The sequence below is a fragment of the Cupriavidus sp. DL-D2 genome, assembly GCF_039710735.1.
In the GTDB taxonomy this organism is placed as follows: Bacteria; Pseudomonadota; Gammaproteobacteria; order Burkholderiales; family Burkholderiaceae; genus Cupriavidus.
The window spans coordinates 18837-32429 of the sequence record NZ_JBDKXK010000015.1 but is presented as its reverse complement, the minus strand read 5'-3'; the positions used below and the strand labels follow the sequence as shown (position 1 = coordinate 32429).

Sequence of the window (13593 nt, the reverse complement as noted above, 5' to 3'; positions counted from 1 at the left end):
GAGGTAGCGCATCATGATGACCGCTGCACCGATGGCTACGCGTCCGGGCACGCCGCCCGGACCCAACTGGCAAACCCTGGGCGCCGATGCGCGCCTGATTCCTTGCGGCGAAGACGGCGAGGAAGCCTATCGCTTCGGTCCCGTCAGGCTGGCCGATGGCCGGGTCCTGTTCCGGCTCTGGGCACCGGATGCCGCGGCACAGGGCCAGGCGCTGCGCGTGGAAGTGGCCGGACTGCCGCCCACGCCCATGGTGGCACGCGACGATGGCTGGTACGAAGGTGCCGCGCCGTGCTGCCACGGCGCGCGCTACTGGTTCCGGCTCGACGACGGCACCATCGTCCCCGATCCCGCATCTCGCCAGCAGGCCGAAGATGTCCATGGCGCCAGCGTGGTGTGCCTGCCGGCCACCGAGACGGATTCGTTCGCGTGGCGTCACACAGAATGGCGCGGACGCCCATGGCACGAAGCCGTCGTCTACGAAATGCACGTGGGATTGAGCGGTGGTTACGCCGGCGCCACTGCGCAACTGCACCGGCTGGCTTCGCTCGGCTTCACCGCCATCGAACTGATGCCGCTCGCGGAATTTCCGGGGGCGCGCAACTGGGGGTACGACGGCGTACTGCCGTTCGCCCCCGAGCACAGCTATGGCACGCCTGACGAACTGCGCACGCTGGTGGATACCGCGCATGGACTGGGGATGATGGTCTTGCTCGATGTGGTCTACAACCACTTCGGACCGGAAGGCAACTACCTGCATCGCTACGCGAGCGCGTTCTTCCGCGACGATCGCCAGACACCATGGGGCCCGGCCATCGACTTCCGCCGCGCCGAGGTGCGCCGCTTCTTTGGCGAGAACGCGCGCTACTGGCTGGAATCATTCCGCTTCGACGGACTGCGGCTCGATGCCGTACATGCTATCGAAGACGAAGGATGGCTGCCGCAACTCGCCAGGCAACTGCGCGCATGCCTGCCGGGCCGATATCTGCATTTGGTTCTGGAGAACGACCACAACGACGCCGCGCTGCTCAATGCCGGCTATGACGCGCAGTGGAACGACGATGCCCACCATGCGCTGCACGTGCTGCTGACCGGCGAGCACGACGGCTACTACCGCGAGTATCAGCAGGCCCTGCCCGGCGCCACGCCGCCCGCTTCTCTCGGCACGCCCGCCCTGCATCACCTCGCACGCATTCTTGCCGAGGGTTTTGCATGGCAAGGCGAGGTATCGCCGCATCGCAGCGGCATGGGTGGCGACGACGGCGATGGTCCCCTGCAAGGCCGCGAAGTCCGGCGTGGCCAGCCCAGCGCATCGCTCTCTCCCACATCGTTCGTGATGTTCCTGCAGAACCACGACCAGACTGGCAACCGCGCCTTTGGCGAACGGCTCGCGGCACTGGCCGAAGCCGAGGCACTGCGCGCGGCGGTGGCGCTTCAATTGCTGTGCCCGCAGATTCCGCTCGTCTTCATGGGCGAGGAACATGGCGCGCGCACGCCGTTCCTGTACTTCACCGACCATCCGCCCGAGCTGGCGCAGGCCGTACGCGACGGACGGCGGCGTGAATTTGGTGCATCCGCTGCGTTCCGCAATGAGGCCGACGCCGCGCGCATTCCCGATCCCAATGCCGCGGAAACCTTCGAGCAGTCGCGGCCGGTTTGCGATGACACCGACGGCTATTGCCGCGCGTGGAATCACTACTACGGCGAGTTGCTGTCGATCCGTCGAAACGAGATCATGCCGCGCCTGCAAGGCAGCCGTTCGCTCGGCGTGACGCTGCTCGCGGACAAGGCACTGGTGGCACGCTGGCAACTGGGCGACGGTAGCCGCTTGTCGATCTGGCTTAACCTTGGCGAGGAACCTGTGGTCGTCAATTGCGATGGAGGTCGCATGCTGCATGCGAGCCAGTCCGGCGCCGTTGCCCAACTCAGCGCTGGCACCTTGCCGGAACACTGCTGCATTACCTGTCTGCATCCCGCCTGATGGTGCCATGAACGAAGCTGCCGATCTGACTCACGCCGGGGTGCCCCGCGCCACGGCGCGGCTCCAGTTGCACGCCGCGTTCACGTTTGCCGATGCCGAGTCGCTGGTGCCTTACTACGCGGGGCTCGGTATCAGCCACCTCTATCTCTCCCCGATCACTGCGGCGCGGCCCGGTTCCACGCACGGGTACGACGTGATCGACTTCACTCGCATCAATCCGGAGCTCGGCGGCGAAGAAGGTTTTCTTTCGCTGGCCCGGCGCGCCCGTGACGCGGGACTGGGCATCGTGATCGACATCGTGCCGAACCACATGGCCGCCGATGCCACGCACAACGCGTGGTGGCGCGATGTCCTCGCCCATGGCACGCAAAGCGAGTACGCGCACTATTTCGACATCGACTGGCAATCACCCGACCCCGATTTGCGCGGCAAGGTGCTGCTGCCGATCCTTGGCGATCCGTACTGGGACGCGCTGAACGCGGGCCGTTTCACCACGCGCTGGAACGATGCTGGCGAATCGATGCTGCAATACGGTGATCTCGTATTGCCGCTGACCTTGCCACCCGGTGTGGATACGCTTCCCGAAGACACTGCCGCGCTGCATCGTCTGCTGGAGCGCCAGCACTACCGGCTCGCGTGGTGGCGCACGGGCGCGGCCACGCTGAACCGGCGACGGTTCTTTGAAATCACCGAACTGGCTGGCGTGCGCGAAGAAGCCGACGATGTGTTCGAGGCCGTCCATGCACTGGTCTTCCGCCTGTATCGCGAAGGCTGGATCGACGGACTGCGCATCGACCACGTAGACGGTCTGGCCGACCCGGCCCGCTATTGCCAGCGCGTGCGCGAGCGGCTCGATACCCTGCGCCCGGGCCGGCCCGGCGACCTCGCGCGCATGCATCCATGGCTCGTAATCGAAAAAATCCTCGGCGAGCACGAGCCACTGCCGCCCAACTGGCAGGTGGATGGCACCACGGGTTATGACTTCATGGACGAGGTGAGCGCCGTGCTGCACGACACCCATGGCGAAGCGCCGCTGAACATGCTGTGGATGCAGATCAGCGGCGAAGCGCGTCCGTTCTCGGCCTATGTGCATGCAGGACGACACCGGGTGCTGGCGCGACATCTCGTGGCAGAATTCGATGGCGTCTGCCACCGGCTGCACACCGTGGCGCGCGCCAATCCCGGCACGCGCGATCTCACACTGCATGCACTGCGCCATGCATTGACCGCGTTCCTCTGCGAGATCCCGGTGTATCGCAGCTACTACGCATCGACACCGGCCGATCATCCTCGCGATACCACGTTCGACGCCGAGATGATCGGCACCGCGGCCAACCATGCCCGTCTGCATCTGGCACCCGATGAAACGGCCGCACTCGATTTCATTCTCGGCTTTCTGCGCGACGAGGGAGATGACGAACCCGCCATCGCCATCCGCACGAAGCTGCAGCAACTCATGCCCGCGTTGGCCGCGAAATCCACCGAGGACACCGCGTTCTATCGCTATGGCCGGCTGCTGTCGCGCAATGAGGTAGGCAGTGATCCGGGCACGATCGCCATGGCGCCCGAGCGATTTCACGCTCGCATGCAGACACGACGCGAACACTGGCCGCACGGCATGCTGGCCGTGGCCACGCACGATCACAAGCGTGGCGAGGATGCCCGCATGCGGCTGGCGGTATTGAGCGAACTCGCGGAGGAATGGGCCGAAGCCGTGGCCGGCTGGGAAGCGCGACTCGCCCCGCTGCTGCTGGCCTCGCCACACGGCCCCGATGGCGTGGACCGGCTGATGCTCTATCAAACGCTGATCGGCGCGTGGCCCGCCGATTCTCAATCGCTCTCAACGGAAAACGCGCAAAAGGATTTCATCGACCGCATCCTGGCGTGGCAGCAGAAATCCATTCGCGAGGCCAAGCGGCATGGCAGCTGGACGCATCCCGACCTGGCCTACGAGTCGGCGAGCGAGGCATTCCTGCCTGCGCTGGCGATGGGCGACGCGCAAAGCGTGCTGGAAGACATCGGCCGCTTTGCCGAACGCATCGGCCCGTGTGCCGCACTCAATGGCCTCGCACAGTCGCTGTTGCAACTGACCGCGCCTGGCGTGCCGGATCGCTACCAGGGCAACGAAGGCTGGGATTTCAGCTTGGTCGATCCCGACAATCGGCGCGCGCCCGACTATGCAAGGCTTCGCAACCAACTCGAATGCCGCGCCGGCTGGGCGCAATGGCTGACGCGCTGGCGCGACGGCCGCATCAAGCAGCAATTGATCCGCTCGGCGTTATCCGTGCGGCGCGAACATCCATCCCTGTTCGCCCAAGGCAGCTACGAACCGCTACAGGCCAGCGGCGAACTGGCGCAAAGCGTGCTGGCCTTCCGGCGCCGTCAGGGCAACGCGCAGGCCGTGGTTGCGGTCACACGACTGGCCGCTCGCCATGTAGACCCGTCGCTGCCCCGTATCCCGCCGCACTGCTGGCGCGATACGGGCATTCACATCGGCGATGGGGATGGCGACGTGCAATGGCTGGATGCGCTGACCGGCAATGCCGTCAGCGCACAAGCGGGATGGCTGCGCGCTCGGGATGTGTTCGCGATGCTGCCAGTCGCGTTGCTGATCCGGACTTAGTGATGCAGCCGATGCGCATCGGCATCGAGCAGCTTCTCCGCGGCGTCACCGCGCAGGCCACGGTAGTAGACATGCACGCCGATGGCCAGCGAGTCATGGCGGATTTCATTGAGTGCGCGCCATGCCTGCGGCGCGTTGCGGAATGCGAGGTAATGCGCTTCGGACGCCACCAGCGCGGCCACATCGTGCAGGCCGTGGTTCTGCAACGCGCTGACAAGCATGTCGAGGCTGCGATGCGTGCGCGCATCGGTGCGCGGGTAAAGCATGTGGAGCAATGCCACCGGGCCGCCGGGCTGCGCCGTGAAAGCGGCCACGATGTCCTGGTGCTGGAGCGCGGTGACCGGCTCATCGGCCTGGGTACGAACGGGCGGTTGTTGGGCAAACACGGTGTGGTTCATGGCTTTACCTCCAAACAAATCTGAGCGACTGTGGAGGAAAGAATAAGGCAGCTTTGCGGCGGCGCAATATGCATTTGCAACAACAATGCGTTTCATCCTTGCCGATGAACATATTGTTCGCGCCGCTGTCTGAAAGCCATTCGATGAAAGGCTTTAGAAAGAAATCGATCCCAAGCCGAGGTGATGGAGCAGCGCGAGACTGTGGCGCCCCTGAAACCAGAGGTCATCGGACACCACCAGCGCGATCATCCATGAGGCGGCAACGACGATCAGGTCGCAGCGTCCGCTATTCCACAACTTCAACGAGTGACGCCCCGCGATCCAGGGCACACCAAGCGGGTTGGGCCAGTCCGCCAGCAGGTGCATGACGCCCCCGCAGGCAAAGCCGAATGCGGGCGCCGCAATGGCATGCGTGCCCAACGCCGTGTATGACCACGCCAGCAGACCGAGCCACGCCACGCCCCAATGCGTCCAGGTCCGATGCGTGATCCACAGGCGGCGCGACTTCGACCACCACGCCACTTCCATCCAGTCGGGCGCCGTGCTGCCCAGCACCGCTGCCACGAACACCGCCGCGCTCATCCAGTGCCACCCGCCGATGCCGTGCTTGCAGGCCACGGCGACGGCGATGACGGCCGCCGCCCAGCCTGTGGCGTGATGTGCTTTTCGTGAGGCCATGATGCAACTGCGGTGATTTGCCGGGTCTGTAAGGGGGCGCAATGTTGGCAGATCTGCCCATGAAACGCCAGCGTCATTCCACGCGTCCGACCCCATGCTAGGATGAACGCCCACCCGCCGTCCCCTCGCAGCAGCCTCCGGCCCATGACCACCCTCTACGCCACGCTCGGCGTCCAATCCGACGCCACACAGGACGAGATCCGACGCGCATACCGTCGTGCCGCGATGAAATGGCATCCCGACCGGAACCTCGGCCGCGAAGCCGAGGCCCACGACGCCTTCCAGGAAGTACGCAACGCTTACGCCATCCTCTCCGATGCCGTGCAGCGCCAGGTCTACGACGAGGTCTTCGAACGCGAGATGCAGCGCTGGCAGGCCGAGCACGCTGCCGAGGAAGAACAGGAACGCGCGGCCCAGCGTGAAGCCCAGCGCATCGCGCAGGAACACTACGAGCGCATGGTGACTATCGCCATGCGCTTTGCCGACCTCGGACACAATCGCGACGTCATCTTTGGCGCCCTGCTCGGTCGCGATTGCGAAGCCGGCCTGGCGGCGCGCGTCGCGGACAGCGTCTGGGCGCTCCAGCAATCGCGCAACGCACCGCCACAGGCGGCGGCATCCGCCAGCGAGGAAGAGCGACACCCACGACAGGACACCGGCACCTTCGATTCGTTCTGGCGTGGATTGTTCGGCGTGCGGTCGTAGCGGGAATCGGATGGCGGGTGTCCGAGACATACCCGGGCACCCAGCCATCGCACCAACCGCTACCGCTGCGGTGCGAGCGTACCGAGCAGGCCGCCGACGATCGGCAGGTTGCCAACCGGGCTGACCGGGCTGGCCGTACCGCCACCGCCGGTTGCACCCTTCAGTGCATCGGTGACCGGCTTCAGGACCGGCGCAAGCGGGCCGCCGCCCGTCGCGTTCGTGACGGCGCCCACGGTCGATGTCACCAGATGGCTCACCGGCGCCAGCACGGCGGGCGCACCTGGCAGGGTCCCGCCCGGCGACGTTATGCCGCCGAGGCTGCCCAGCAGGCTGGTGACGGGTGCCAGCGGATTCGCGGGCGAGGTGCCGCCCGGCGTCACGACCGCTCCGCCCAGTGCCGACACCGCCGTGCCCACGGTTGCCACGATGCCGCCGACCTCACCCACAACCGGCACGTGGGTCTGGGCAATCGTCGTACCGGTCTGATTCACGACGCCCCCTACAGCCGTCAGCAAATTATCGAGCGAGCCGCCAAGACCGGTCGTGGCGCCGATGGTCTGCGTGGCGTTGCCCAGGACCGAGGTCAACGGCACGATAGCCGTGTTGGTGGTAGTCAGCAGTTGATTGACCGGATCGGCCAGCACCGTTGGCGAGAGGCCACCCACCAGGCTGCCGGTCTGCTTGACGGCCGATCCGACTGGCGCCGTCACTGCCGCCAGCGGACCCGTGCCGAGCGTGCCGACGGTATCGCCAACACTGCTGACCACCGCACCGACTTCGGCCAGCGGTGTCGGACCGGTTGGCCCTGTCGCGCCGGTAGGTCCTGTCGCGCCGGTAGGTCCTGTCGGGCCAGTGGCTCCGGTAGGACCCGTCGCTCCTGTAGAGCCAGTCGCTCCAGTAGCACCCGTAGCGCCCGTAGCGCCTGTAGCGCCTGCGGCGCCGGTCGCCCCCGTGGCACCCGTAGCACCGGCAGTACCCGCCGCACCCTGCGATCCTTGCGCACCCGTTGCACCCGTTGCACCCGTTGCCCCCGTGGAACCCGTCGCACCCGTCGCACCAGCGGCCCCGGCATCTCCCGGTACGCCCTGCACGCCAGCCGATCCGGTCGCACCGGGCTTGCCATCATGCCCGTTGGCACATCCACCCAGCAACGCCGCCACGCTGACCACCACGCCAATCCAGTATTGTTCCTTCTGCACGATGCCCCTCTCTCGTTCTGTGTTGGGATGGACACCGAGAAGGCAACCGCCGTGCCATTGAAGCGTGCGCTGCAAACACACGGGCCAGGCTCGCACCGCATGGCCCGCAAACCCGCGCCCGCCATGCGTTTCGCACCTCGGAATACAAACGGGCCGCGCGTTTGATACGGGCGGCCCATCGTGTTGGCGCCGTTACGTGTTACGTAACGTGCCGGAGGTTGCGGCACATCGGCGCAGTCATTCGAACGGCTTGGGCTTGGGTGTGTTGTCCCGCGACGGCGGCAGGATCGGCATCGTGAGACGAGGCTGATCGCCAGTCAGCGTATGCAGGAAAGCCACGATGTCCGCGTTCTCCTGCGGCGTGAACGTGCGGCCCAGTTGCAGGCGACCCATCACATCCACCGCCTCGGTCAGTGTGGCCGCCTCGCCATCGTGGAAGTACGGATAGGTCAGCGCCACGTTGCGCAGCGTAGGCACCTTGAAGCTGAATCGATCGGCATCCTTGCCGGTCACGGCCGCGCGTCCTTCCGATGGGTTGCCTGTCTTGTACGGCGCCACCAGGCCCATCTTCTGGAACGACGAGCCGCCCAGGTTGGTGCCGCTGTGGCACGCCACGCAACCTGCGGACTTGAACAGTTGATAACCGCGCAGTTCCTGCGCATCGATTGCCGCGCGATTGCCCTTGAGCCATTTGTCGAAGCGCGCATTGGGTGTGACCAATGTTTCCTCGAACGCGGCCACGGCCCGCGTGATTTCGTCGATGGTCAGGCGATCCGTCTTGAAGACCTTCTTGAACTCGCTCACATATTCGGGAATCGATTTCAGCGTATCCACGGCCAGCGCATGCGTGAAGGCCATTTCCACCGGATTCGCAATCGGCCCCTCCGCCTGCTGCCTGAGATCCTTTGCGCGGCCATCCCAGAACTGCACGAAGTTAAGACTCGAATTCAGCACCGTGGGCGAGTTGATCGAACCTTGCTGCCACTTGTCGCCAATCGACACCTTGAGGTTGTCCGAGCCCCCCATGCTGAGGTTGTGGCACGAGTTGCACGAAATAAATCCCGAGCGCGACAGCCGCGGCTCGAACCAGAGCTTCTTGCCGAGTTCGACGCGCGCGGGATCGATCACCTTGTGCGCCACGATGGGCTGGATCGGCTCCTGCGCGGCAGCCGCGCCAGCGCCGGCAGTCAGTGCGAACGCAGCCAGCAGGGAGATGAGGGGGAGAGTTGTATGGAAGGTCATGGGAGCAGTCCGTTTGCCTGCCCCACCACATGCCGGAGCAGCGCAATCGATTAAGCGCCCACACCGCATTGACAGCCTTGACAGCCATCAAGCCACATCGGCCATCGCCGCAATCTCCCTCCGTTTGCGGCGGGTCTACGCGCCATTTGTTGTGCCCGGCGCGAAAACAGACAAGTCATTCACACCACTTTCCTGTCAGTCGCGTCGTGTTCCTGTCGATTCGGCCCACGCCTCTGGCATGTGCGCGCGGCGTGGCATATACCTGTCACATCCCAACCGATTGATGACGAGGTTTTCCGATGCGACACGAATCCAGGTTTCCCCCCTCCCGCGACGCTGGCGATGAAGCGTGGGCCTACTGGCGCGCGCGCCGCATGGTACGGGCGCTGCGTGGCTGGTATATCCACCTGATGGTCTACGTGGTGGTCAACAGTTGGCTGTGGTTGCGCTTCTTCTATTTCCCCAGCCCGTCGTGGTCACACTATGCGGAGCACGGCTGGCCCTGGCCGCTGACCACCACGCTGGCGTGGGGGCTTGGCCTTGCGATACACGGGGTACTGGTCTATACCCGACTCTCGCGCCGAGGGCGCGACTGGGAAAGCCGCAAGATCCAGGAGTTCATGGATCGCCAGTAGTGCGGTGGCTACATCTGCCTGAAACGATGCACGTAGGCGCGCGACACCGCGAGTTCGGTGTCGCCCTCGCGCATCCGCACGAACAGTCTTCCCGAATCGTCGCGACGCGTGCCCGCCACGTGTTCCATGTTGACGATGGTCGAGCGATGCACCTGCCAGAAGACCTCGGGATCGAGTCCGTCGATCAGTTCCTGCAGCGGCGTACGGATCAGGTGCTCGCCCTCGCGCGTATGCACCACCACGTATTTGTCGTCGCTCTGGAAATACAGCACCTCCTGGATCGGCACATGGCTGGTCACATTGCCACGGCTCACTCTCACCCACCGCAGCGGACCCGCGCCACTCTCGTTGCGGGCCTGTCCGCGCGTGAGTTGCCCCAGCAGTTGCGCGAGTTCCGGCAGCGGCGCAGCGTCCTGTAGTGCCTTGCGCAGTCGTTCGATGGTGCGGCCGAGTCGTTCGTCGGTGACTGGCTTGACGAGATAATCCACAGCCGCGCGATCGAACGCATCGAGCGCGAATTCATCGTACGCCGTGACGAACACGAGACGCGTATCGGTCTCGATGCCTTGCGCCACTTCCAACCCGGACAGCCCCGGCATCTTGATATCGAGGAAGGCCACGGCGGGTGCATGCCGGGCGATGGCTTCAGCGGCCTCGATGCCGTTGGCCGCTTCGGCAACGATATCGAGTTCGGGCCACAGCCGCGCGAGCTTGCCACGCAGATGCGCACGCAGATGTTCCTCGTCATCAGCGATCAACGCCGTGGGCACAGTGGGGTTCATGCAGCGTCTCCGGTTCGGAATTCGCGGGGCAAGGGAATCTCGATCAGCACGGCAGTGCCTGGCGCGCGGTCTTCGATGCGTACATGCGCGTCGCCGTCATAGAGCACGGCCAGCCGCTCGCGCAGGTTGGCGAGACCCACACCGGAACCGCCAGAGGGCTTGAAGCCCATGCCATCGTCCTCGATGGTCGCCAGCATGCGCGGGCCGCGCCGCTCCAGCTTCACCAGCAGATGGCCGCCTTCGATCTTCGGCTCCAGCCCATGCTTGATCGCGTTCTCCACCACGGGCTGCAACAGCATCGGCGCCAGCGGCGCACCATCGAGCGAGGCATCCATATCGACCGTGTATTGCAACCGGTCGCCCATGCGGATCTTGATCAGCGCGAGATAGTCGCGCAGCAGCCGTGCTTCCTGCGCGACGGTGCCCTGCGTGGCGCGGCTGGCCGCCAGCGACGCGCGCAGATAGGCGATGAAGTGTTCGAGCATCAGCGTGGCCTTCTGCGGCGCCGGCTCGATCAGACTGACCACGTTGGCCAGCGTGTTGAACAGGAAATGCGGTTCGATTTGCGCTTGCAGCAGCCGCATCTGTGCTTCCACAAGCTGCTTTTCCGTGGACAGCGTGCGCACCTGATCGCGCGCCATGTACTCGGCAATCTTGCGATCTTCCCAGCTTCGTCCCAGCATGCCTACACGGCTCCACGTCACGATGCCGTGTGCAGCCAGCCCAATGCCCCAGCCCATCAGCGGCGCACCGCCCCATGGACGATGCGTCGATGACAGCAGCCCCGCGATGATCAGCGCCGCATTGACGCTGATATACATCACCAGGTGGAGATAGAAGAAGCGCAGGCCGCGCACGCGTCGCCGTGCTTCCTCATAGGCTTGCTGGTCGGCGGGTGTCCGCCAGAGATCGGGATCGACGTGACGCACGGCAGTCCGGGTGGCAGGGAATGGCGCGAGATTACCACCGCGCCGCGTGCGCCAACATCCGGGTTGGCGCGGATCGACGGAAATCCGGCGTCAATGACCGCAATACGGCGCGATCCGTTGCGGAAGCGTCAGTTGCCGACTCAGTTACCAAACCGCCGTGGATCGTAAGGCGTGGGGTCCACGTAAGTTGGCTCGCGATCGAACAACTCGGCCAGCAGCCGCGCAGTGGCCGGCCCCAGCGTCAGCCCCTGGTGTCCATGTCCGAAATGGAACCAGAGACCGGCATGACGCGGTGCACGCCCCACCACGGGTCGCATGTCTGCAATACAGGGCCGCGCGCCCATCCATGGTCTGGCTTCGACGGGCTTGCCCAGCGACACCAGGTCGGCTGCCAACATCTCCGCGCGCTCGGACTGCACAGGCGTGGGCGCAGCGTGATGATGTGCAAATTCCGCGCCCGTGGTCAGTCGCAGCCCCTGGCGCATCGGCGCGAGCAGGATGCCGTTTTCGGTATCGAGCAAAGGACGCTCCGGCATGGCAGCCACCTCATAGTGCCGGTGATAGCCGCGCTTCACGAACAGCGGCAGCCGATAACCGAGCGTTCGCGTCAAGCCTGCCGCCCACGGTCCGAGCGCGATCACTGCGTGTTCGGCGCGCACATTGCCATCGGCGGTGCGCACCGTCCAGCCACTGCCCTGTTGCCGCAGCGTCTCTGCATCGCCGCGCACGAACACGCCACCTTCGCGCTCGAACAACGCGGCATAACGCGCCACCAGTTCGCCGGGATCGTTGACCGTCCACGGGTCCTGCCAATGCACCGCGCCAGCCAGCGGCCGCCGCAACGCTGGCTCCTGTGCGGCCAGTGCAGCGCTATCCAGCACGGCATGGCGAAGTTCGTGCGCAGCCGCAACTTCCGCCGCTTCCTTGGCAGCAATCTCGAAGGCCGCGGGCGTGCGATACGCTTCCAGCCAGCCCGATTTGCGAATCAAGTCCTGCGCACCCGACCGCTCGATCAACGGCGCGTGTTCGTCGATGCAATGGCGAATCAGCGCCGCATAAGCCGTGACGATCGGACCATAGCGCTGCGGTGCGGAGGCATGCCAGTACCGAGCAAGCGCAGGCACCAGCGACGGCAGCGCACGCAGGTGATAGTGAACGTCATTGCCGCGTCGGGCCGCCACGCGCAGGATGGCCTGCCACGCGCGTGGAAATGCGTAAGGCTGCACGGCTTCGCGCTGGATGATGCCCGCGTTGCCATAGGACGTCTCGCGACCCGGTGCATTGCGGTCCACGAGGCAGACAGCATGGCCGCGCTGCTGCAAAGCGAGTGCCGTCGATACGCCGACGATACCGGCACCGAGCACGATCACATCGGTCTGGCGCGTACGAGAAAGTTTGGAAGCGTCTGTCATGAGGTTCTGACTGCGGTCTTGCGGGATGTTGAGGTCTTGCGGCGACGCGTGGGAACGTTCTTCGCGCTGCTCTGCACGATATCTTGCGCCGTCTCGCGCAGGCATGCGGCAAGTTCGGTCACGCTCGGCGGCAGGCGACGTTCGCGCAACGTAATGAGTCCGACGGGCGGCAACTCCACTTCCACGTCCATCGCCAATACATGGAAACGTCCCTCCGCCTGCATCTGCCGGCCCACCGACCGCGCCACGAAACCGGCGGCCTGCCGCTGCGCCACGAAGGTGGTCACCGCGAGGTAAGAAGACGATTCCATGATATCGGCCGGCGGCTGCTGCCCGTGCCGGAAAAATGCCTGTTCGATCTTGACGCGCAGCGATGCCCACGGCGGCGGCAGCACGAGCGGATATGCAGCGAGGTCGGCCCAGCCAACCTTTTTCTTTCTGGCCAGCGGATGCGCAGGCGCGACGATGGCAACCATCGGCTCCTCGTACAACGCCTCGGTCACAAGGTCCGGCGCGGCGTATGCCGGTTCGAGCCGCCCGACGATCAGGTCGAGTTCCGACAATCGCAGGCGCGGCAGCAGGTGCGTGAGATCGCCTTCTTCGATCAGCACAGTCGCGCGCGGCGAGCGATCCTTGAGCCGCGCCACCGCCTGGGCCACCAGCACCGGCAAGGTCGCGCCCATCGATCCCACGCGCACGCGCCCTGCTGCGCCGCTGGCCACCGCTTCGATCTCATCACGCGTCACATCGTATTGGGCGAGCACCGAGCGCGCAAAGCGCACCAGCGATTCGCCGGCTGCCGTAGGTTCGGTGCCGCGCGTGGAGCGCGTGAACAGCGTCATGCCGAGCATCTTTTCCACCTCGGCCAGCACTTTCGACACCGCCGGCTGGCTGACCGACAGGAATTCTGCCGTGCGGCCCAGATGCCGGAATTCGTCCAGCGCCACCAGCAATTGCAGGTGGCGCAGCTTGATATTGGAGCGGAAGGCGCGGTCGATATGTGCCATGCCGT

General features: G+C 65.3%; 12 protein-coding genes. 4 read left to right on the top strand and 8 right to left on the bottom strand.

Going from position 1 to position 13593, the window contains the following annotated elements; all coding sequences use genetic code 11:
* The first annotated feature begins 13 nt into the window (after positions 1–13).
* Both treZ and treY read left to right on the top strand, forming a co-directional pair.
* A complete protein-coding gene (gene treZ / locus ABDB81_RS11395; RefSeq protein ID WP_346811185.1) occupies positions 14–1978 on the top strand; it encodes a malto-oligosyltrehalose trehalohydrolase in 1965 nt (654 codons plus the stop codon).
* A gap of 7 nt (positions 1979–1985) precedes the next feature.
* Positions 1986–4601, top strand: a complete 2616-nt coding sequence (gene treY, locus ABDB81_RS11390) for a malto-oligosyltrehalose synthase (protein WP_346811183.1) — start codon at positions 1986–1988, stop codon at positions 4599–4601.
* Here treY and ABDB81_RS11385 read toward each other — a convergent pair.
* Together ABDB81_RS11385 and ABDB81_RS11380 are read right to left on the bottom strand one after the other, a co-directional pair.
* Positions 4598–4999 carry a hypothetical protein gene (locus ABDB81_RS11385; protein WP_137924768.1) on the bottom strand — a complete coding sequence of 134 codons (402 nt, stop codon included), beginning with the start codon at positions 4997–4999 and terminating at the stop codon, positions 4598–4600. The genes treY and ABDB81_RS11385 overlap by 4 nt on opposite strands.
* A 153-nt stretch (positions 5000–5152) precedes the next feature.
* Positions 5153–5677, bottom strand: a complete 525-nt coding sequence (locus tag ABDB81_RS11380; RefSeq protein ID WP_346811181.1) for a metal-dependent hydrolase — start codon at positions 5675–5677, stop codon at positions 5153–5155.
* A 144-nt stretch (positions 5678–5821) separates the two neighbouring features.
* Here ABDB81_RS11380 and ABDB81_RS11375 point away from each other — a divergent pair, with 144 nt between their 5' ends.
* Positions 5822–6382 (top strand): J domain-containing protein, encoded by a 561-nt coding sequence (locus tag ABDB81_RS11375; protein ID WP_160473461.1) that lies wholly within the window; start codon positions 5822–5824, stop codon positions 6380–6382.
* A 59-nt stretch (positions 6383–6441) separates the two neighbouring features.
* Here ABDB81_RS11375 and ABDB81_RS11370 read toward each other — a convergent pair whose 3' ends face one another.
* Positions 6442–7581 (bottom strand): collagen-like triple helix repeat-containing protein, encoded by a 1140-nt coding sequence (locus ABDB81_RS11370; protein WP_346811179.1) that lies wholly within the window; start codon positions 7579–7581, stop codon positions 6442–6444.
* Positions 7582–7818: 237 nt separating this feature from the next.
* A complete protein-coding gene (locus tag ABDB81_RS11365; protein WP_346811177.1) occupies positions 7819–8823 on the bottom strand; it encodes a cytochrome-c peroxidase in 1005 nt (334 codons plus the stop codon).
* Positions 8824–9122: 299 nt separating this feature from the next.
* Here ABDB81_RS11365 and ABDB81_RS11360 point away from each other — a divergent pair, with 299 nt between their 5' ends.
* A complete protein-coding gene (locus tag ABDB81_RS11360; RefSeq protein WP_346811176.1) occupies positions 9123–9458 on the top strand; it encodes a 2TM domain-containing protein in 336 nt (111 codons plus the stop codon).
* 8 nt (positions 9459–9466) lie between these two features.
* Here ABDB81_RS11360 and ABDB81_RS11355 read toward each other — a convergent pair whose 3' ends face one another.
* From ABDB81_RS11355 to ABDB81_RS11340, 4 genes are all read right to left on the bottom strand, one after another.
* The gene (locus ABDB81_RS11355) at positions 9467–10240 is read right to left on the bottom strand and encodes a LytTR family DNA-binding domain-containing protein (RefSeq protein WP_346811174.1); all 774 of its coding nucleotides are present in this window, start codon (positions 10238–10240) and stop codon (positions 9467–9469) included.
* The gene (locus tag ABDB81_RS11350; protein ID WP_346811172.1) at positions 10237–11169 is read right to left on the bottom strand and encodes a histidine kinase; all 933 of its coding nucleotides are present in this window, start codon (positions 11167–11169) and stop codon (positions 10237–10239) included. The genes ABDB81_RS11355 and ABDB81_RS11350 overlap by 4 nt, the downstream gene beginning before the upstream one ends.
* A 140-nt stretch (positions 11170–11309) precedes the next feature.
* Positions 11310–12581, bottom strand: coding sequence for an FAD-dependent oxidoreductase (locus tag ABDB81_RS11345; protein WP_346811171.1), 1272 nt, complete (start codon positions 12579–12581; stop codon positions 11310–11312).
* A complete protein-coding gene (locus ABDB81_RS11340; protein WP_346811169.1) occupies positions 12578–13588 on the bottom strand; it encodes a LysR substrate-binding domain-containing protein in 1011 nt (336 codons plus the stop codon). Before ABDB81_RS11340 ends, ABDB81_RS11345 begins: the two co-directional genes overlap by 4 nt.
* Positions 13589–13593 lie beyond the last annotated feature (5 nt).